This window comes from Streptomyces californicus, from assembly GCF_000717645.1.
Lineage (GTDB): Bacteria > Actinomycetota > Actinomycetes > Streptomycetales > Streptomycetaceae > Streptomyces > Streptomyces californicus.
Genome location: NZ_JNZZ01000009.1, coordinates 1 through 19532 on the forward strand (window position 1 = coordinate 1; position 19532 = coordinate 19532).

At 72.1% G+C, this 19532-nt stretch carries 21 protein-coding genes and 3 tRNA genes; 19 read left to right on the plus strand and 5 right to left on the minus strand.

The window, feature by feature from the left end; all coding sequences use genetic code 11:
- Positions 1 to 61: 61 nt before the first annotated feature.
- From IF19_RS0113925 to IF19_RS0113980, 11 genes are all read left to right on the plus strand, one after another.
- Positions 62 to 1030 (plus strand): complex I subunit 1/NuoH family protein, encoded by a 969-nt coding sequence (locus IF19_RS0113925; RefSeq protein WP_030112870.1) that lies wholly within the window; start codon positions 62 to 64, stop codon positions 1028 to 1030.
- Complete coding sequence (locus IF19_RS0113930) at positions 1030 to 1611, plus strand: NuoI/complex I 23 kDa subunit family protein (RefSeq protein ID WP_030112869.1); 582 nt, start codon at positions 1030 to 1032, stop codon at positions 1609 to 1611. The genes IF19_RS0113925 and IF19_RS0113930 overlap by 1 nt, the downstream gene beginning before the upstream one ends.
- Positions 1608 to 2351, plus strand: coding sequence for an NADH-quinone oxidoreductase subunit J family protein (locus IF19_RS0113935; RefSeq protein WP_030112868.1), 744 nt, complete (start codon positions 1608 to 1610; stop codon positions 2349 to 2351). The genes IF19_RS0113930 and IF19_RS0113935 overlap by 4 nt, the downstream gene beginning before the upstream one ends.
- The gene (nuoK, locus tag IF19_RS0113940) at positions 2351 to 2803 is read left to right on the plus strand and encodes an NADH-quinone oxidoreductase subunit NuoK (protein ID WP_030120078.1); all 453 of its coding nucleotides are present in this window, start codon (positions 2351 to 2353) and stop codon (positions 2801 to 2803) included. The genes IF19_RS0113935 and nuoK overlap by 1 nt, the downstream gene beginning before the upstream one ends.
- Positions 2800 to 4800 (plus strand): NADH-quinone oxidoreductase subunit 5 family protein, encoded by a 2001-nt coding sequence (locus IF19_RS0113945; RefSeq protein WP_030112866.1) that lies wholly within the window; start codon positions 2800 to 2802, stop codon positions 4798 to 4800. The genes nuoK and IF19_RS0113945 overlap by 4 nt, the downstream gene beginning before the upstream one ends.
- Positions 4797 to 6584: an NADH-quinone oxidoreductase subunit M gene (locus tag IF19_RS0113950; protein WP_030289982.1), complete on the plus strand. Its 1788-nt coding sequence runs from the start codon at positions 4797 to 4799 to the stop codon at positions 6582 to 6584. The genes IF19_RS0113945 and IF19_RS0113950 overlap by 4 nt, the downstream gene beginning before the upstream one ends.
- On the plus strand, positions 6581 to 8230 hold the full coding sequence (locus tag IF19_RS0113955; RefSeq protein WP_030112864.1) for an NADH-quinone oxidoreductase subunit N: 1650 nt from the start codon (positions 6581 to 6583) through the stop codon (positions 8228 to 8230). Before IF19_RS0113950 ends, IF19_RS0113955 begins: the two co-directional genes overlap by 4 nt.
- Before the next feature lie 115 nt (positions 8231 to 8345).
- Entirely contained in the window at positions 8346 to 8804 is a 459-nt protein-coding gene (gene mscL / locus IF19_RS0113960; RefSeq protein ID WP_030112863.1) for a large conductance mechanosensitive channel protein MscL, read from the plus strand.
- 349 nt (positions 8805 to 9153) lie between these two features.
- Positions 9154 to 10017 carry a zinc metalloprotease HtpX gene (gene htpX, locus IF19_RS0113970; RefSeq protein ID WP_030277895.1) on the plus strand — a complete coding sequence of 288 codons (864 nt, stop codon included), beginning with the start codon at positions 9154 to 9156 and terminating at the stop codon, positions 10015 to 10017.
- Complete coding sequence (locus IF19_RS0113975) at positions 10014 to 10406, plus strand: YccF domain-containing protein (RefSeq protein WP_030112860.1); 393 nt, start codon at positions 10014 to 10016, stop codon at positions 10404 to 10406. The genes htpX and IF19_RS0113975 overlap by 4 nt, the downstream gene beginning before the upstream one ends.
- A gap of 134 nt (positions 10407 to 10540) precedes the next feature.
- A complete protein-coding gene (locus IF19_RS0113980) occupies positions 10541 to 10813 on the plus strand; it encodes a GlsB/YeaQ/YmgE family stress response membrane protein (protein ID WP_030277894.1) in 273 nt (90 codons plus the stop codon).
- A gap of 73 nt (positions 10814 to 10886) precedes the next feature.
- Here the strand turns inward: IF19_RS0113980 and IF19_RS0113985 are convergent, their stop codons facing one another.
- From IF19_RS0113985 to IF19_RS0113995, 3 genes are all read right to left on the minus strand, one after another.
- A complete protein-coding gene (locus IF19_RS0113985) occupies positions 10887 to 11570 on the minus strand; it encodes an alpha-ketoglutarate-dependent dioxygenase AlkB family protein (RefSeq protein ID WP_032748608.1) in 684 nt (227 codons plus the stop codon).
- A 155-nt stretch (positions 11571 to 11725) separates the two neighbouring features.
- A complete protein-coding gene (locus tag IF19_RS0113990; RefSeq protein WP_030112857.1) occupies positions 11726 to 12259 on the minus strand; it encodes a methylated-DNA--[protein]-cysteine S-methyltransferase in 534 nt (177 codons plus the stop codon).
- Positions 12260 to 12459: 200 nt separating this feature from the next.
- The gene (locus tag IF19_RS0113995) at positions 12460 to 12948 is read right to left on the minus strand and encodes a YajQ family cyclic di-GMP-binding protein (RefSeq protein ID WP_030112856.1); all 489 of its coding nucleotides are present in this window, start codon (positions 12946 to 12948) and stop codon (positions 12460 to 12462) included.
- Positions 12949 to 13112: 164 nt separating this feature from the next.
- Between IF19_RS0113995 and IF19_RS0114000 the strand changes: the two genes are divergently transcribed.
- Positions 13113 to 13194, plus strand: a tRNA-Tyr gene (locus IF19_RS0114000).
- A gap of 204 nt (positions 13195 to 13398) precedes the next feature.
- Here IF19_RS0114000 and IF19_RS0114005 read toward each other — a convergent pair.
- Positions 13399 to 14055, minus strand: coding sequence for an SDR family oxidoreductase (locus tag IF19_RS0114005; RefSeq protein WP_030112855.1), 657 nt, complete (start codon positions 14053 to 14055; stop codon positions 13399 to 13401).
- Between the two features lie 34 nt (positions 14056 to 14089).
- Positions 14090 to 15397, minus strand: a complete 1308-nt coding sequence (locus tag IF19_RS0114010) for an amidohydrolase family protein (protein WP_030112854.1) — start codon at positions 15395 to 15397, stop codon at positions 14090 to 14092.
- A 273-nt stretch (positions 15398 to 15670) separates the two neighbouring features.
- On the opposite strand from IF19_RS0114010, the gene IF19_RS0114015 reads away from it, so the two are divergent.
- From IF19_RS0114015 to IF19_RS0114045, 7 genes are all read left to right on the plus strand, one after another.
- Positions 15671 to 15743: transfer RNA gene (locus IF19_RS0114015), tRNA-Thr, on the plus strand.
- A 46-nt stretch (positions 15744 to 15789) separates the two neighbouring features.
- A tRNA-Met gene (locus tag IF19_RS0114020) sits at positions 15790 to 15862 on the plus strand.
- An 88-nt stretch (positions 15863 to 15950) separates the two neighbouring features.
- The gene (gene rpmG, locus IF19_RS0114025) at positions 15951 to 16115 is read left to right on the plus strand and encodes a 50S ribosomal protein L33 (RefSeq protein ID WP_003956487.1); all 165 of its coding nucleotides are present in this window, start codon (positions 15951 to 15953) and stop codon (positions 16113 to 16115) included.
- Positions 16116 to 16257: 142 nt separating this feature from the next.
- Positions 16258 to 16710, plus strand: coding sequence for a MaoC family dehydratase N-terminal domain-containing protein (locus IF19_RS0114030; protein ID WP_030112853.1), 453 nt, complete (start codon positions 16258 to 16260; stop codon positions 16708 to 16710).
- Positions 16710 to 17138, plus strand: a complete 429-nt coding sequence (locus tag IF19_RS0114035) for a MaoC family dehydratase (protein WP_030112852.1) — start codon at positions 16710 to 16712, stop codon at positions 17136 to 17138. Before IF19_RS0114030 ends, IF19_RS0114035 begins: the two co-directional genes overlap by 1 nt.
- A gap of 170 nt (positions 17139 to 17308) precedes the next feature.
- Entirely contained in the window at positions 17309 to 17857 is a 549-nt protein-coding gene (locus IF19_RS0114040; protein ID WP_030112851.1) for a TetR/AcrR family transcriptional regulator, read from the plus strand.
- Positions 17858 to 17931: 74 nt separating this feature from the next.
- Complete coding sequence (locus IF19_RS0114045; protein WP_030277891.1) at positions 17932 to 19443, plus strand: MFS transporter; 1512 nt, start codon at positions 17932 to 17934, stop codon at positions 19441 to 19443.
- Positions 19444 to 19532 lie beyond the last annotated feature (89 nt).

Sequence of the window (19532 nt, forward strand, 5' to 3'; positions counted from 1 at the left end):
AGGCAGGCGCGGGCGACCACCCCCACCCCCGCCCAGACCACCCCGCCGGAGGCGATCCCGAGTGAACGACGTGTCCGACGTCGCCCTCCGCCTGGCCATCGTCTTCGCCGTCTTCCTGGTCGCCCCGCTCCTCGTGGGGCAGACGGAACACAAGGTGATGGCCCACATGCAGGGCCGGCTCGGCCCCATGTACGCGGGCGGCTTCCACGGCTGGGCCCAGCTCGTCGCGGACGGGGTGAAGTTCGCGCAGAAGGAAGACGTGGTTCCGGCCGCCGCCGACCGCCGCGTCTTCCAGCTCGCCCCCGCCGTCGCCCTCCTCCCGTATCTCCTCGTCCTCGCCGTCATCCCGGTGGGGCCCGGCGACGGGGCGGTGGGCCAGGCCGTCGACGCGGGCATCTTCTTCGTGCTCGCCGTCATGGGCGTCGGCGTGCTCGGGTCGCTCATGGGCGGCTGGGCCTCCGCCAACAAGTTCTCCCTCCTCGGCGGCCTCCGCACCGCCGCGCAACTCCTCTCCTACGAGCTGCCGATGCTCCTGGCCGCCGCCTCCGTGGCCATGGCCGCCGGCACGGTCTCGCTCACCGGCATCCTCGACGGCTTCCAGTGGTGGTGGCTGCCCTGGCAGATCATCGGCGCGCTGGTCTTCTTCACGGCCGGGCTCGCCGAACTCCAGCGGCCCCCGTTCGACATGCCCGTGGCCGACTCCGAGATCATCTTCGGCGCGTACACCGAGTACACGGGGCTGCGGTTCGCCCTGTTCCTCCTCGCCGAGTACGCGGGCATCGTCGTCCTGTGCGCCCTGACCGCCGTCCTCTTCCTGGGCGGCTGGCACGGCCCGTTCGGCGCCGACGGGCTCGGCTGGCTCTGGACGCTGCTCAAGACCGCCGTGCTCGCGTTCGTCGTCATCTGGCTGCGCGTCAGCTACCCGCGTCTGCGTGAGGACCAGTTGCAGAAGCTCGCCTGGACCACGCTCGTTCCGCTCGCCCTCGCGCAGATCGCGCTGACCGGCATCGTGAAGGTGGCGATCAACTGATGCCCCCGCTCCCCGGATCCGGCCTGGCCAAGGGCCTCGCCGTCACCCTGCGCACGATGACGAGGAAGACCGTCACCGAGCAGTACCCCGAGGTCCAGCCCGAACTCCCGCCCCGCTCGCGGGGCGTCATCGGGCTGTTCGAGGAGAACTGCACGGTCTGCATGCTCTGCGCCCGTGAGTGCCCCGACTGGTGCATCTACATCGACTCCCACAAGGAGACCTCCCCGCCCGCCGCCCCCGGTGGCCGCGAGCGCAGCCGGAACGTCCTCGACCGCTTCGCCATCGACTTCTCCCTCTGCATGTACTGCGGCATCTGCATCGAGGTGTGCCCCTTCGACGCGCTGTTCTGGTCGCCCGAGTTCGAGTACGCGGAGACGGACATCCACGAACTCACCCACGAGCGCGACAAGCTCCGCGAGTGGATGTGGACCGTGCCGGAGCCGCCCGCGCTCGACCCGGCCGCCGAGGAGCCCAAGGAGATCGCCGCCGCCCGCAAGGCCGCGGACAAGCTCGCCGCCCAGCTCGCACAGGAGCAGCGGGAACAGCCGGCGGGGCAGGACGAGAACGGAGGGACCCCGTGACGTCGCACACCGCCCCTCTCACGCTCGCCTCAGCCGCCGGCGGCCACCCCGGCTTCCTGTCCCCGTCCGGCGTCGAGATCGCGTTCCTCCTCGTCGGCCTCGTCACCCTCGGGGCCGCCGTCATCACCGTCACGACCAGGCAGCTCGTGCACGCCGCGCTCTGGCTGGTCGTCGCGCTCGGCGGGCTGGCCGTCGAGTACCTGCTGCTCACCGCGGAGTTCATCGCCTGGGTGCAGGTACTGATCTACGTCGGATCCATCGTCGTCCTCCTCCTGTTCGGCCTGATGCTCACCCGGGCCCCCGTCGGCCGCTCCCCGGACGCCGACTCGGGCAACCGCCCGGTCGCCCTCGGGGTGGCCGTCGCCGCCGCGGCGGCCCTCGTCTGGGTCGTGACCGACGCCTTCCGCACCACGTGGATCGAGCTCGACGGACCGGCCCAGGGCTCCACCGAGGTCACCGGCGCCTTCCTGTTCCGCAACTGGGTCCTGCCCTTCGAGGCCCTCTCCGTACTGCTGCTCGCCGCCCTCGTCGGCGCGATCGTCCTCTCCCGCAAACGCGACACGGACGCGGATACGGGCACGGGCACGGCCGCCGACACGAAGGCCGAGGCCCCAGGGGCCGAAACCGCGGGCACCGATACGAAGGCCGAGGCCCGTCCCGCCCCCGGCGACAGGTCCACCCCCTCCCGCGCCCGTACGCCCCGTGAGGCCGACGCACCCGGCCAGGAGGAGCAGCGCTGATGCACCTCGCCTATCCCGCCGTGCTCGCCGCCCTCCTCTTCTGCGTCGGTCTGTACGGTGTCCTCGCCCGCCGCAACGCGATCCTGGTCCTGATGTCCGTCGAGCTGATGCTCAACGCCGTCAACCTCAACCTCGTTGCCTTCGACGTCTGGCTCCGCGACACCCTCCACTCCGGTCAGGCCCTCACGCTCTTCACCATCGCCATCGCCGCCGCCGAGATCGGCATCGGCCTCGCGATCGTCCTGGCCGTCCACCGCAACCGGGGCACCTCCGACATCGACCGGCTCCGCGACACCGCCGAGACCGACGCCGCCGAAGACCTCCCCGAGACCTCCGGGGCCGACGACGCGGACCGTCGGGGGCCCGCGACCCCGGCCGACGGGCCGGGCGGGAACGCGGGCACCACGAAGAAGAACGCAGGCAGGACGAAGAAGGCCGAGGCCACCGCGTGACCACCACGACCCTCGCCGCTCTCGTCCCCCTCCTCCCGTTCATCGGCGCCCTCGCCGTCCTCGCCGCAGGCCGTACCGCCCCCGGGTTCGTCCGGCCGCTCGCGATCCTCCCGACCCTCACCGCCGCCGTGCTCGCGGTGCTCGTCGCCGTCCGCCAGGGCGGCGGACGGGCCGTCGACGCCGCCACCCAGCTCACCCCCACCGGCTCGGTCCCCATCGACCTGGCGCTGCACCTCGACGGGTTCGCCGTCCTGGTCGCCGTCCTCGTCACCGTCGTCGCCACCTGCGTACAGCTCTACTCCACGGCCTACCTCCGCGACGACGCCCGCTACCCCTCCTACGCCGCCCTCGTCTCCCTCTTCACCTCCGCCATGCTGCTGGTCGTCTACTCCGGCGACCTGATGGTGCTCCTGGTCGGCTGGGAGGTCATGGGCATCTGCTCGTACTTCCTCGTCGGGCACTACTGGGAGACGCCCGAGGCCCGTGCCGCCTCCCTCAAGGCGTTCCTGGTCACCAAGCTCGGCGACGTCCCCTTCCTGATCGGTCTGTTCGCGCTCGCCGCCGACACCGGCAGCTTCCGCATCACCAAGGTCCTCGCGGCGGTCGGCAACGGCGGACTCGACCACCCGACCCTCATCGCCCTGCTGCTCCTCGCGGGCGTCGCGGGCAAGTCGGCCCAGTTCCCCCTGCACACCTGGCTGCCCGACGCGATGGCCGGCCCCACCCCCGTCTCCGCGCTCATCCACGCGGCGACGATGGTCGCCGCCGGCATCTACGTCGTGGCCCGCCTGCTGCCCGTCTTCGCGGCCTCCGGCGCGGCGCTCGTCGTCCTCGCCGCGATGGCGGCCGTCACGATGGTCGGGTCCGGGCTCGCCGCCCTCGCCCAGGACGACATCAAACGCGTCCTCGCCTACTCGACCATCGGCCAGCTCGGCTACATGTCGGGCGCCCTCGCGGTCGGCGACCGGGGCGCGGCCGTCTTCCACCTGATCTCGCACGGTGCGTTCAAAGCCGTCCTCTTCCTCGCCGCGGGCGTCGTCATCCACGCCGCCGGCACCAACTCGCTGGCCGTCATGGCCCGGACGGGCGGACTCGCCCGCCGCGTCCCGGACGCCTACTGGACGATGACGGTCGCCCTGCTCGCGCTCGCCGCCGTCCCGCCGTTCGCCGGCTTCTTCTCCAAGGAAGCCGTCCTCGTCGCCGCCGAGCACACCGCGCTGGGGGACCGGACCGTCGCCCCGGCCGCCGCGGGCTGGACGATCCTGGTCGCCGGGCTCCTCGCCGCCGTCCTGACCGCCGCCTACGCCGTACGCCTCTGGCTCCTCGCCTTCCGCGGGCGCGGGGCCGAGGCCCCCGACCACGGCCGGCAGCCCCTCGCGATGACCTCCGTCCTGTGGATCCTGACCGTGCCCACCATCGGCTTCGGCCTCACCGCCGGCCTGCTCGGCGACTGGTTCGACGGGCACGCCCTCACGCCGTCCCTCACCACCGCCGTCCTGTCCACCGGCGTCACGCTCGTCGGCGGACTCGTCACCTACGGCGCCTGGCGGCACACCACCGCCCTCGCCGCCCGCACCCCCATCGGCGCCGTCACCGCGCACCCCGGCGCGGAGCCCGCCCTCGTCGAAGCCGAGGCCATGAGGTCCCACACCGCCGTCTACGGCACCATCGCGGGCGCCCCCGACCCGGCCGACCCCGGCAGGCTCCTCCTCGGCCCCCTCCACCGCCACGCGGCCACCGGATTCCACCTCGACGCGCTCTACTCGGCGCTGTTCGTCCGGCCCGTCCAGGGGGCGGCACGGATCGTCCGCTTCCTGGACCGCGCGGTCGTCGACACCTACGTCAACGGAACGGGCGCCGTCACCCGCCTCCTCGGCACCGCCGTCCGCCGGGCTCAGACCGGCAACGTGCAGACCTACGTCAGCGCCCTGCTCGCCGGGTCCCTCGTCCTGGCGATCGCCGCCGTCGTCTTCGCCAACGTCAACGCGGGGTCGTGACCGTGATCGATATCAGCCCGTCCGTGATGCAGTTCCTTCTGGCGTTCATCGTCGTCGGCCCGCTCCTCGGCGCCGTCGCGGCCCTGCTCCCGGCCCCGCCCGGCCTCAAGGGCAGGAACCCCGACCAGGCCGTGCTCCGCCACGGCGTGACCGTCACCGGCGCCGTCCTCATCGCCGCGATCGTCCTGGCCGTCGGCTTCGACCACGACCACCCCGCCACGATGCAGGCCACCACCGACATCAGCTGGATCCCGGCGCTCGACGTCCGCATCCACCTCGGCATCGACGGCATCTCGCTCCCCCTCCTGGTCCTGACCGCGCTGCTGACCTTCCTCTGCGCGCTGTACAGCTACTTCAAGCCGCCCGCGGGCCCCTCACCGAAGGCGTTCGTCGCCCTCGTCCTCCTCCTGGAGTCCGGCACCCTCGCCACCTTCGCCGTCCTCGACCTGCTGCTCTTCTTCCTCGCCTTCGAGATGGTCCTCATCCCGATGTACTTCCTCATCAACCGCTGGGGCGGCGACCAACGGCAGGCGGCCGCCTGGAAGTTCATCCTCTACACACTGCTCGGCTCGGTCGTCATGCTGCTGGGCCTGCTCCTCGTCGGGCTGAAGAGCGGCACCTTCGACATGGTGGCACTCGCCACTGACAACGGCCGCGGTCTCACCACGTCCGTGCAGGTCATCGCCGTTCTCGCGATCGGACTCGGCCTCGCCGTGAAGACCCCGATGTGGCCGTTGCACAGCTGGCTGCCCGACGCCCACACCGCCGCCCCCACGGTCGGATCGGTGCTCCTCGCGGGCGTCCTGCTGAAGATGGGAACGTACGGGTTCGTCCGCATCCTGCTCCCCGCCGCCCCGGACGGCATGCGGACCTTCGCGCCGTACCTCGCCGCGTTCGCCGTCGTCGGCATCGTCTACGGCTCGCTCGCCTGCCTGGCCCTCGCCCGTACCGGGGCCAAGGGGGACCTCAAGCGGCTCATCGCCTACTCCTCCGTCGGCCACATGGGCTTCGTCCTGCTCGGCATCGCCACCATGACGCCCACCGGCGTCAACGGAGCGCTGTTCGCGAACATCGCCCACGGCCTCATCACCGGCCTGCTCTTCTTCCTGGTCGGCGCGGTCAAGGACCGCTACGGCACCGCCGACCTCGACACCCTCGCCGGAGCGACCGGCGCGGCGCTCTACGGCCGCGCGCCCCGCCTCGGCGCGCTGCTCGCCTTCGCCGCCGTCGCCTCGCTCGGCCTGCCCGGACTGGCCGGATTCTGGGGCGAGATGCTGACCCTGTTCGGCGCGTACAGCCCGGCCGAAGGGCTCAGCCGCCCGGCGTTCCGCACCTTCATGGCCATCGGGGCGTTCGGCACCCTGCTCACCGCCGCGTACATGCTCATCGTGGTCCGCCGCGTCTGCATGGGCGAGCACGCCCTCCCCGCCCGTACGACCCCGGCCACCACACCGACCCCGTCAGCTGCATCAGCCCCGGACGCCCCGCAGGCCCCAGCCGCACCAGGCACCCCGCAGCCCCCGGCCGCCACTCCGGCCCCGGCTGCCTCACCAACCTCCGGCCCCCTGCAAGCCCCGACCACCCCCGGCACTCTGCAAGCCCCGCCCACCCCCGGCGCCCCGCAGGCCCCGCCCGCCCCGCAGCTCGCCGACGTCCAGCCGTACGAAGCCGCCGCCTGGACCCCGCTCGTCGCCCTCACCGTCCTCGCCGGACTCTGGCCCGCCGTCCTCCTCGGCCTCACCGACCCGGCCGTGCAGAAGCTCCTCTCGGGAGGCAAGTCGTGACGGCGGCCCTCGGCGCCACCGCCGGCACCCTCATCGCGCACTCCCCGGGCCCGGCCGCCGTGCCCGCCCCGGGCGGCCCCGGCATCGGCGCCACGGCCGGAAGTCTCGCCGCGGCCGACGCCCCCAGCCTCGTCCAGTCCATCGACTGGCTCGCCATCGCGCCGCCCACGCTCACCGCGCTGGCCGCCCTGGTCGTCCTGGTGGCCGACCTGTTCCTGCCCGCGCCCCGCAAACGGCTCCTCGGCTACGGGGCCCTCACCGCCCTCGCCGCCGCCCTCGCCCTCCTGATCCCCCTGCGCGCCGGCGACCGCTCCACCTTCTGCCTCACCACCGGCGTCCAGGCGTGCAGCTACACCGTCGACCACTTCACCGTCGTCATCCAGGCCCTCGTCCTCGGCGGCGCGTTCCTCACCGTCCTCCTCTCGCTCGACGACACCCGCAGGCTGCCGGCGGGGGAGTACTGGTTCCTGCTCCTGGCCTCCGCCTCGGGAGCGGCCCTGCTGCCCGCCGCCCGCGACCTCGCCACCCTCGTCGTCGCCCTCGAAGTCGCCTCCCTGCCCGCGTTCGCCCTCGTCGGCATCAAACGCGGCGACCGGCGCTCCTCCGAGGCCGCGCTCAAGTTCTTCCTCTCCTCCGTCGTCGCGACCGCGGTCATGCTGCTCGGCGTCAGCTTCGTGTACGCGTCCACCGGCACCCTGCACCTCACCGAGATCGCCGCCCGGCTCGACGACGTGACCCCGGTCCTCGACACCCTCGCCAAGACCGGAGTGACCCTGACGCTCGTCGGCTTCGCCTTCAAGACGGCCGCCGCGCCCTTCCACTTCTGGGTCCCCGACACCTACGTCGGCGCGCCCCTCCCGATCGCCGCCTACCTCTCCGTCGTCGGAAAGGCCGTCGGGTTCTCGGGCCTCATCCTGGTGACCGTCGTCGCCTTCCCCTCGTACGCCGACGTCTGGGGGCCCGCCCTCGCCGTCCTCGCCGCGCTCACCATGACCGTCGGCAACGTCGCGGCCGTCCGGCAACGGGCCGACCGCGCCCGCAGCGCCGTCCGCCTCCTCGCCTGGTCCTCCGTCGCCCAGGCCGGCTACCTCCTCGTCCCGATCGCCGCCGCCGCGTACTCCAGCGACGAACAGATCGGCTCGACCGTCGCGTACGCCCTCATGTACGCCGTCGTGAACCTGGGCGCGTTCGCGGTCGCCGCCCTGGTCTCCCGTACGCACCCCGGCAACCGGCTCACCGACTACCGGGGCCTGTACGCCACCCGCCCCCTGGCCGCCCTGGCGCTCGGGTTCTTCCTGCTCTGCCTGGCCGGACTGCCGCCCGGCATCATCGGGCTCTTCGCCAAGGTGACCGTCTTCTCGGCGGCGGTGGACGCGGGGCTCGGCTGGCTCGCCGTCGTCATGGCCGTCAACGTGGTGATCGCCCTGTACTACTACCTTCAGTGGACCGCGAGCCTCTTCCGTACGCCGGAGGGAGCCCCGGAAACGGCCGCTCCGGACACCGGGGAAGAGCCCCGTGCCCGCCCGCGCCGATTCCGCGCCCCCACCCCCCTCACCACCGCGATCGTCCTCACCGCCGCCGCCGGAATCCTGCTCTCCGGAGCCCCGCAGGCGGTCCTGCGCTTCGCCTCCGTCAGCCTGTTCTGACCCCTCCCGCCCCCGCAAGATCGGTTTGCCCGCGGCCCCCGCCACAGGGCATGGTCTTGGCTGCATACGTCACGTATTCGACGTGGACACGTCGGGCTCAGGAGGAGAGAGAGCAGTGCTGAACGGGTTCAAGGACTTCATCCTGCGCGGGAACGTCATCTCGATGGCGATCGGCCTCGCCGTGGGAGCCGCCTTCACCGCCGTCGTCACGGGCTTCAGCAACGCCTTCATCACCCCGCTGATCGGTCTCGCCACCCGCGGCACCGGAGACTTCAGCAAGGCCCACTACACGGTCGACGGCGTCGACTTCCCCTACGGCCTCTTCGTCAGCGCCGCCATCGCCTTCCTGATCACCGCGGCGGTCCTCTACTTCTGCGTCGTGGTCCCCATGGCCAAGGTGCAGAACCGGTTCGCGAAGGAAGAGGCGCCCGACATCAAGGCCGCCCTCCGCGACTGCCCGCGCTGCTTCAGCGAGATCCCCGCCGTCGCCTCCCGCTGCGGGTACTGCACCAGCGAGGTCCAGCCCGACCCCGAGGCGCTCGCCCTGGCCAAGCTCCCCGCCCAGCAGCACTGACCGGGGACACACCCGCACAGCGCCACCGGGACGCATCACGGCGCCACCGGGACGAACCTCAGCGCCGGCGGGCACGCCACTGAGACGAACCTCACCACCGCGACGCACCGGCCCACCGGCACCCCCAGCTCCTCCACGGCGCACCCCGCCACCCGTACGGCCCAGCGCCCCTCCGTACGGGTCCGGGGGCCCGACCGGCCCGAACACGCGGCACCGTCCCCGCCCTCCGGCCGCACGCACAAGGGAACTAGCTCCTCCCGCCTGGCGTTGACCAGTGCAGGAGGCTCCACTGGGAGTGGAGCACCACCACGCAAAGGGTTCCCCTGCTGCACCACTTGGAGGGCGTACCGTGCACCGCCGGCACAACGGGCTGAAGACCGCCGTACTCCTCGGGGGACTGTCCGCACTCATCATCGTCATCGGCAGTTTCTTCGGCCGTACGGGACTCGTCGTCGCGCTCCTCGTAGCCGTCGGCACCAACGCGTACGCCTACTGGAACAGCGACAAGCTCGCCCTGCGCGCCATGCGCGCCCGCCCCGTCAGCGAGTTCGAGGCGCCGCAGATCTACCGGATCGTCCGCGAGCTGTCCACGGCGGCCCGCCAGCCGATGCCGCGCCTCTACATCTCGCCGACGCAGGCGCCCAACGCGTTCGCCACCGGCCGCAACCCGCGCAACGCCGCGGTCTGCTGCACCGAGGGCATCCTCCAGATCCTCGACGAACGGGAGCTGCGCGGCGTCCTCGGCCACGAGCTGAGCCATGTCTACAACCGGGACATCCTCATCTCGTCCGTCGCCGGGGCCCTGGCCTCCGTCGTGATGTTCCTGGTCAACTTCGCCTGGCTGATCCCGGTGGGCCGCTCCAACGACGACGAGGGGCCCGGCCTGCTCGGCATGCTCCTGATCATGATCCTGGGGCCGCTCGCCGCCTCGATCATCCAGCTCGCCGTCAGCCGCTCCCGCGAGTACGAGGCCGACTCCTCCGGGGCCCAGCTCACCGGAGACCCGCTGGCCCTCGCCGCCGCCCTGCGCAAGCTCGACGCCGGGACGAAGCAGCTCCCGCTGCCGCCCGAACCGAAGATCGAGACCGCGAGCCACATGATGATCGCGAACCCGTTCCGCCCCGGGCAGGGCATGGCGAAAATGTTCTCCACCCATCCGCCGATGGCGGAGCGCATCGCCCGACTCGAACAGATGGCAGGTCACCGCCCATGAAGACCCTTCTGAACATCATCTGGCTGATCCTCTGCGGGTTCTGGATGTTCCTCGGCTACCTGCTCGCAGGGGTCCTGCTCTGCATCACGATCATCGGCATACCCTTCGGGCTCGCCGCCTTCAGGATCGGCGTCTACGCCCTCTGGCCCTTCGGGTACACCGTCGTCGACCGCCGCGACGCCGGGTCGCCCTCGTGCGTGGGCAACGTCCTGTGGCTGGTCCTCGCCGGTTGGTGGCTCGCCCTGGGGCACATCACCACCGGCATCGCCCTGTGCATCACGATCATCGGCATCCCCCTGGGCATCGCCAACTTCAAGCTGATCCCCGTCTCCCTGATGCCCTTCGGCAAGGAGATCGTCCCCACCGACCAGCCCTTCGCTGCCCGCTGACCGACCGCCCCGCGCGGCGTTCCCGCCACCCCGCCGAAGCCCCTGAGCGGAACCGCCGCGCGGCCCCCGAGCAACCGAACACCTGCCCGCCGCGTCTTCGAGTCCAAGACCAAGCAAGGGGTAGGTGCAACGACATGAGCATCATCAGTTGGATCGTTCTCGGCCTGCTCGCCGGACTCATCGCCAAGATCCTCCTCCCGGGGCGCGACCCGGGCGGCGTCATCGGCACGACCCTCATCGGGATCGCCGGGGCCTTCGTCGGCGGCTGGCTCTCCAGCCAGTTCCTGGACCGGCCCATCAGCAACGACTTCTACGACACCGCGACCTGGATCGCCGCCATAGCCGGCTCCCTGGTCCTGCTGATCGCCTACCGGCTGCTGTTCGGCCACTCCCGCGACCGCCGCTGACCGGACTTCGACCGGTCCCGCTCACCCAGGGCCTGCCGTCGGACTGCCGCCTGCCGAGCGGCGACCACAGGCCCTACGCGTCCCGCGACGCCATCCCGGTCTCCCGCAGCGTCAGATTCAGCCGGCCGGCCCGCAGCCCCGCTGCCGGGTCGGCCGTTCCCGGGTACACCTTCGGCACCCCGTGGAACGCGAACCGCGACGGCCCGCCGAACACGAACAGATCCCCGGACGCCAACTCCACGTCCGTGTACGGCCGCCCCCGCCCCTCCGTGTTGCCGAAGCGGAACACGCACCGCGCCCCGATGCTCAACGACACCACGGGAGCGCCCGACCGCTCCTCCTTGTCCTGGTGCATGCCCATCCGCGCCGCGTCGTCGTAGAAGTTGATCAACGCGGTGTCCGGGGCGTACGCCCGCGCCGCGTCCTCGTCCCCGTACGCCTCGGCCACCGCGGCCCGCCCCAGATCGCCCAGCCACTGCGGGAAGGGCGCCACCCGCGCGCCGTTCACGTCGTCGGCCGTACGCGCGTACCGGTACGGCTGCCAGTGCCACCCCAGGCACACCGTCCGCACCGACATCACCCCGCCGCCGGGCAACACCGTCTGCCGGAACGGGACGGGCCCTCGCGCCCACTGACGGCACGCCACCACCAACTCCGCCCGCCGCTCCGGCGACAGCCACTCCGGCACATGGACGGCCCCCGGCGCCACCACCTGCCGGGGCCGTCGGAACAGCCCGTCGAGAGAGGGCCCGCCCAAGACCGGATCGTCCGGGACAGCGCCGCCTGGGACGGAGCCACCCGGGACGGGACCACCCGAAACCGGCCCGCCCAGGACCGGATCGTCCGGGGGCGGGCCGTCAGAAGGCGGACCGCCCGGCGAAGGGCTGCCGGAGCCCGGCCGGGGAGAGGGCGTCACGCTTCGGCCCGCCCCGCCCCGCCCTCGATCCCCAGCAACAGCTTCTTGCGCTCCAGCCCGCCCGCGTAGCCCCGCAGCGCCCCGTCCGCGCCGATCACCCGGTGGCACGGCCGCACGACCAGCAGCGGATTGCGTCCGATCGCCGTCCCCACCGCCCGCACCCCGGCGCCCGAGGCCCCGACCCGCGCCGCGACCTCCCCGTACGACACCGTGCTCCCGTACGGGATCGACTCCAGCGCCGCCCAGACGCGCCGCTGGAACTCCGTACCGACGCCCTCGGCCAGCGGAACGTCGAACCGGGTCGAGCGCCCCGCGAAGTACGCCTCCAACTGCCCGGCCACCTCCGTGAACGCCTCCGGGGCGTGGAGCCAGCCGTCCCGGACGACCGCCCCGCCCTTCTGCTCGGGCACCGACAGCGAGACCAGCCGGACCGAGCCGCCCCCGTCCATCGCCGCGCCTTCCGGCACCTCGCCCACCAGCAGCAACTCGCCCAGCGGGCTCTCCACCCGTGCGTACACCGTCGTCGTCATCGCCTGCTCACCTTCCCGATCCGTACCGCCAGTGTGCGCCCGGGCCACGCCCTCCCACTGGCGGTATTCGGACATCACGCCCGCACTCGGGGCCGCGCGCTGAGCGGGAGACGGGAACGCGGCGGGAGACAGGAAGAGGCACGCCGTCGAGGTCGGCCTCGGCGGTGTGCCCCCTGGTGCAGCGCATCCGGCTGCCGTGACTACCGGTAGTTCACGAACTGGATCGCGAACTCGAAGTCCTTGCCCTTCAGCAGCGCCTGAACGGCCTGCAGGTCGTCCCGGCTCTTCGAGCTGACCCGCAGCTCGTCTCCCTGGACCTGCGCCTTGACGCCCTTCGGGCCCTCGTCGCGGATCGTCTTCGCCACCTTCTTGGCGTTCTCCTGGGAGATGCCCTCCTCGATGGAGGCGAAGATCTTGTACTCCTTGCCGGAAAGCTGCGGCTCACCGGCGTCCAGCGACTTCAGCGAGATGCCGCGCTTGATCAGCTTGGACTGGAAGATGTCGAGGATCGCCTTGACGCGCTCCTCGCCGTTCGCCTCCATCAGGATCTTCTCGCCCGACCACGAGATCGAGGCGCCCGTGCCCTTGAAGTCGTAGCGCTGGGAGATCTCCTTGGCGGCCTGGTTGAGGGCGTTGTCGACCTCCTGCCGCTCGACCTTCGAGACGATGTCGAAACTGGAGTCGGCCATGACGTGTGGCTCCTTGCGTCGTATGTGCGGGGGATACAGCGCAAGCCTAGCCACCGCCACCCCGGGCAGCCGCCGATCAATGAGGTGGCGGAGCACCCCTGGTCATCAGGTATTGTTTACGTCGTCGCCAAGGAGCTCACCACGAGATCCGACGCGTCGTTCCAGGCGGTGTGCCCGAGTGGCCAAAGGGAGCAGACTGTAAATCTGCCGGCTCAGCCTACCCAGGTTCGAACCCTGGCGCCGCCACAGGACGAAAAGCCCCCGACCGGTTCTCCGGTCGGGGGCTTCTTCGTTGTCCGAAGGAGGCGCGGGACTCGGGCGGACGCCCTCCGCCGCCGCCCGGAGAGGCGCGAGGCCCGAGCGGATGCCTTTTCCCGCTGCCCGGAGAGAGGCGCGAGGTGGGCGGACGCCTTTCCCCGGCGCCCGCCCCGGGATGCCCCAACCCTGCGGTCAGTTGCCCGCGATGTCCTTCACGGCCACCGTGATCGGCTTGCCGCCCGATATCGCCTCCAGTGTGAGGCCCGCCGTCGCCGGGGTGTCCAGCAACTCCACCAGCGTGGCCGCCACGTCGTCGCGGGGGATCGGGCCGCGGCCCGTCGAGGCGGCCAGCAGGACCTGGCCGGTGCCCGCGTCGGTCGTCAGCATGCCGGGGCGCAGGATCGTCCAGTCCAGCGCGGTACGGGCGCGAACGGCGGCGTCGGCCGCGCCCTTGGCCCGCAGGTACACGTCGAAGACCTCGTCCCCCGCGTGATCGGGGTCCGCGCCCATGGCGGAGACGACGAGGAAGCGGCGGACGCCCGCCGCCTCGGCCGCGTCGGCGAACAGCACGGCCGCGTCGCGGTCGACGGTGTCCTTGCGGGCCGTGCCGCTGTTCGGGCCCGCGCCCGCCGCGAAGACGGCCGCGTCGGCGCCGCGCAGCACCTCCGCGGCCTGTTCCACGGTGGCCGATTCGAGGTCCAGCACGGCGGGTTCGGCGCCGGCGTCGGTCAGGTCCTGGCTCTGTTGGGGGTTGCGGATGATCCCTACGGCTTCGTCTCCGCGTGCGGCGAGCAACCGCTCCAGCCGCAGTGCGATCTGTCCGTGTCCACCTGCGATGACAATGCGCATACCCACGACCGTACGCCCGGCGGCGGGGTCGCGCTCAGTTCCTCGGCCCGCCGCCGGAACCCGGGCCCGGATCGGGGCGGCCCTGGCGCGGCAGTCCGCCGGGCCCCGCAGCGGCGTCCGGGTCGGAGTCGCAGTACTCCCGTACGGCGCTGGTGCGGGCGACGATCCGGCCGCGGTGGACCACGATGCGGCTGTAGCCGAGGGAGAGCGCGGCGGAGAGCCGGTCGCCGCGTACGGCGAGGAGTTCGGCGGGGAAGCCCGCCTCGACGCGCACGTCGGGCAGGCCGAGGGCCGCGCGGGCGGTCGTCGAGATCAGCTCGTACGCCTGCTCGGCGCGGAGCCCCGCCTGCGAGGCGAGGAGGTACGCCGCCTCCAGCGGATCGCCCCGGCCCACCGGGTTGGCCGAATCCCGCAGCGCCCCGCTCCCCGCCGCGACGCGCACGCCCGCCGAGCGCAGCAGCCGTACGGGGGCGGTCGTGCGGCGCTCCGAGCCGGCGCAGCCGCCCTGGGGGAGGCAGACCACGGTGATCCCGGCGGCGGCGAGCCCGTCGGCGGCCCGGGTCGCGGCGTCCAGGGGCAGGTGGGCCAGGCCGGCGCAGGGGCCAAGGACGACGCCGGGGCGCAGGCCGGCGGCCATCGAGGCGAGCCGGGCCAACCGGGCCGGATCGTCCCCGTCGGTGTGCAGGTCCACCGGGCAGCCGTGCTCTGCGGCGATCTCCAGGACGGCCTCGGTGTAGCCCGTCGGGTCGGGGTCGAGGTCGGGGCAGCCGCCGACGACGGCCGCGCCCATCTTCACCGCGTCCTTGAGCATGGCGAGGCTGTCCGCCCCGGCGATGCCGGTGAGCAGCCGGGGGACCGCGACCGGCAGGACGTCGGCGAGCCCGCGCAGGGCCCGCCGGGACTGCAGGACGGCCTCCAGCGGGGCGAGTCCCCGAACGTCGCCGATGCGGACGTGGGTGCGCAGGGCGGTGGCTCCGTGGCCGAGCTGGAGGAGAGCGGCCTCGGTGGCGCGGCGCTGGATGTCCTCGGTGCGGTGGGAGGCGGGTCCTGGGCTGCCGGGGCCCGCGCTGTCCGCGGTGAGGGCGGTGTCGCCGTGGGCGTGAACCTCGGCGGGTGCGGGGAGCAGGAGGTAGCCGCGGAGGTCGACGCGGGGGCCGCGGCCGGCGAGGCTGCCCGCGGTGCCGACGGCCTCGATCCGGCTGCCGCTGAGGCGTACGTCCACGGCCCGGCCGTCGATGAGCCTGGCGCCGCCGAGGACCAGGGCGGGGGGCTCGGCGGGGGAGGCCGCGTCCGCGCTGTCGGGCGCGTTGTCGTCGGGCCGCCGTGGCTGGCTGTCGGGCATCGCGCTCCTGGGGAGGGGGCAGATCTGAGGGGAGGGGGCAGATCACACGGAGTGACCACACCCTAGGTGGGTGCGGGGGCGGCGTCCGGGAGGAGCGAAATAGTCGTACCGGTGAGCCTGCTCCGGCCGCCGGACCGGCACGTTCCGCAGGGGCGTTCGAGCTGGATCAAGCCCTGATCAGCGGGTGTGGACGGCCCCGGAGCGAGGGGCCGAGGGCGGGGGAGAAACGGATTTGGGCAACGGGCCGGGGACCGTGTAATGTCTTCCTCGCTCGCCCCAATAGCTCAGTCGGTAGAGCGTCTCCATGGTAAGGAGAAGGTCTGCGGTTCGATTCCGCATTGGGGCTCTGGTGATCGGGAAACCCCGCTTCGGCGGGGGGACTCAGTCATCAAAGCGGTGTAGCTCAGTCGGTAGAGCAAGCGGCTCATAATCGCTGTGTCACCGGTTCAAGTCCGGTCACCGCTACTAACGGTAGCCGATGGTTGGGTCGGTCCTTCGATCGGCTACCCTTTTATGCGTTCATCCGTTCATCGTCCGTCCAAGGAGCACTCACGTGGCTGCCACCGACGTCCGCCCGAAGATCACGCTGGCCTGCGTGGAGTGCAAGGAGCGGAACTACATCACCAAGAAGAACCGGCGTAACAACCCGGACCGTCTTGAGATGAAGAAGCACTGCCCGCGCTGCAACTCGCACACCGCGCACCGCGAAACGCGCTGAATCAGGCTCGTACACGAGGCCGTCCCCTCTGGGGGCGGCCTCGTGTCGTTGTACGCGGCCGCCCTCGCACGGGGTGTGCCCGTACGTATTCGTTTTTCACCAGGTTTCTTTTCACCAGGTTCCATCAGGAGGTAGCGAGCTCATGGCGCTCGACCAGTCCTTCGTGGGGCGGACCTATCCGCCCACCCCGGCGTACGAGGTCGGCCGGGAGAAGATCCGCGAGTTCGCCGAGGCGGTGGGCGACGCCAACCCGGCGTACGTCGACGCGGAGGCCGCCCGTGCGCTCGGTCACGCCGATGTGATCGCGCCGCCGACCTTCGTCTTCTCGATCACCTACCGGGCCGCCGGGCAGGTCGTGCAGGACCCGCAGCTGGGCCTGGACTACAGCCGGGTGGTCCACGGGGACCAGAAGTTCTCCTATGTGCGGCCGGTGCGGGCGGGAGACCGGCTGACGGTCACCTCGACGATCGAGAGCATCAAGTCCATGGCGGGCAACGACGTCATCGACATTCGCGGGGACGTGCACGACGAGACCGGTGAGCTGGTGGTCACCGCGCTCACGAAGCTGGTGGCGCGCGCCGCCGAGGAGGCGTGATGACGGCGAAGGTCTCGTACGGTTCGGTCGAGGTCGGCACGGAGCTGCCGGCGCAGTCGTTCCCGGTGACGCGGGCCACGCTCGTGCAGTACGCGGGCGCCTCGGGCGACTTCAACCCCATCCACTGGAACGAGAAGTTCGCGCTGGAGGTCGGGCTGCCGGACGTGATCGCACACGGCATGTTCACGATGGCCGAGGCGGTCCGGGTGGTCACGGACTGGGTCGGCGACCCGGGTGCGGTCGTCGACTACGGGGTGCGGTTCACCAAGCCGGTCGTCGTGCCCAACGACGACAAGGGCGCGCTGATCGAGGTCAGCGGCAAGGTCGCGGCGAAGCTGGACGACAACCTGGTCCGGGTGGACCTGGTCGCCCTGTGCGACGGCAAGAAGGTGCTGGGGATGTCCCGGGCCGTGGTCCGGCTCGCCTGAGGCGTACCGGACCCGCCGCGCCGGCCGGGACACACCGGTCGGCACACGGGGACGGACGAGGGGCGCCCCTCCGCGGAACGCTGCGCGGAGGGGCGCCCCTCACTTGTGTGCGTTCGCCCCGTGGCCTTGCAGTCATGGTTATTGAGCAATAACTTACTTCCATGGCCAGGATGAGTGCGGAAGAGCGGCGCGAGAGCGTCGTACGGGCGGCGATCACCGAGTTCGCCCGGGGCGGCTACCAGGGGACCTCCACCGAGGCGATCGCCCGGCGGGTCGGTGTCTCGCAGCCGTACCTCTTCCGGCTCTTCCCCAACAAGCAGGCCATCTTCCTCGCCGCGGCCGAACGCTGCCTGGAGGACTCCCGAGAGGTCTTCGCCGAGGCGTCGGACGGGCTGGAGGGGGAAGAGGCGCTGCGCGCCATGGCGGAGGCGTACCACCGGCTGATCGTGGACGACGGCGACAAGCTGCTGATGCAGATGCAGATGTACGCGGCCGTCGCCGCGGCGGAGGCGTCCGGGGACCATGCCTTCGGGGAGTCCCTGCGGGCGGCCTGGACGCGGATGTGGGACGACGCGCACCTGGCGCTCGGGGCCGACGAGCACGGGACGACGTCCTTCCTGGCGTACGGGATGCTCATCAACACCCTCGCCTCGCTGGGCTTCCCGGCCGATCACCGCGTCTGGACCGGGTTCGCCTACGCGCCGCGGCTCTCCGAGTGAACGGCGCGACCCGGGCCCGCCCGGTTTCCTGCCCATAGAAGTTAGTGATCGATAACTCATCAGCAGGGGGAGAAGTGAAGGCACAGCACGACAGAGCCGGCCGCGGGGGAGCGGTCTGGGTCCTGGTCATCACGAGCGTCGCCGGATTCATGGCGGCCCTCGACAACCTCGTCGTCACGACGGCCCTCCCGTCCATCCGCGAGAGCCTCGGCGGCGGTCTGGAGGAGCTGGAGTGGACGGTCAACGCGTACACCCTGACCTTCGCCGTGCTGCTGATGCTCGGGGCCGCGCTCGGTGACCGATTCGGCAGACGGCGGCTGTTCATGTCCGGACTCGCCCTCTTCACCGCCGCCTCCGCAGCGGCCGCCCTCTCACCGGGCATCGAGGAGCTGATCGCCTTCCGGGCGGTCCAGGGCGTCGGCGCGGCCGTCATGATGCCGCTGACGCTCACCCTGATCGGCGCGGCGATACCGGCCGAACGGCGCGGGGCGGCCCTCGGGATCTTCGGCGCGGTCACTGGCGTGGCGGTCGCCAGCGGTCCGCTGATCGGCGGCTCGCTCACCGAGCACATCTCCTGGCAGTGGATCTTCTGGCTGAACGTGCCGATCGGCCTGGTGCTGCTGCCGCTGGCCCGTCTCCGGCTCACCGAGTCGTACGCTCCGAAGGCGCCGCTGGACATCCGCGGCACGGTCCTGGTCAGCGCGGGCCTCTTCGGCATCGTCTACGCCCTCGTCAACACCGCGAGCCACGGCTGGACCAGCCCCGTCGTCCTGACCGGGCTCATCGGCGGGGCGGCGGTGCTCGGCCTGTTCGTCCGCCACGGGCTGCGGGCCGCGCACCCGATGCTGCCGATGCGGCTCTTCCGGGGCCGGGCCTTCCTCGGGATCAACGCGGCGAGCCTGCTGATGTTCCTCGGGATGTTCGGGTCGATCTTCCTGCTCAGCCAGTTCCTCCAGTCCGGCCTCGGATACTCGCCCACCGAGGCCGGACTGCGGATGCTGCCCTGGACCGGGATGCCGATCCTGGTGGCCCCCGTCGCGGGCCTTCTCTCCGACCGCTTCGGCGGCCGTCCGGTGGTGGTCACCGGGCTCGCGCTCCAGGCCGTGGGCCTCGCCCTGTTCGCGCTGATCATCGACCCCGGGATGAGCTACGCGGCCCAGCTCCCCGCCCTGATCATCGGCGGCGTCGGCATGGCGCTGTACTTCGCGCCCGCCGCCAGTCTGGTGCTCTCCGGCGTCCGGCCGGAGGAGCAGGGCATCGCCTCCGGCGCCAACAACGCGTTGCGCGAGGTCGGTGGAGCGCTCGGGGTCTCCGTGCTCGCCGCGGTCTTCGCCGCGCGGGGCGGGTACGGCTCGCCGCGGCTGTTCGTGGACGGGACCGCGCCCGCGCTGTGGATCGGGGCCGGGGCGGTCGCCCTGGGCGCACTGGCCGCACTGCTGATCCCGGGGCGCCGCGCCGCCGGGCATCGGAGCCCGGATCAGGGGGAGCGGCCAGGACCGGTCGGGAGCCGGGAGGAGGGGCGGGGCCTGGGGCAGCGGAAGGCCCGGGACCCGGAGGAGCCGGGGCCGTATCCCGTGGCGGTCTGAGGCTCCTCACCGGCCGTGTGCCCGGCCCGGAGTCCGGGCCGGGCACACGGCCGGGCGGCCCCGTCCGGGCCTCGGACCGGGCGCACGGT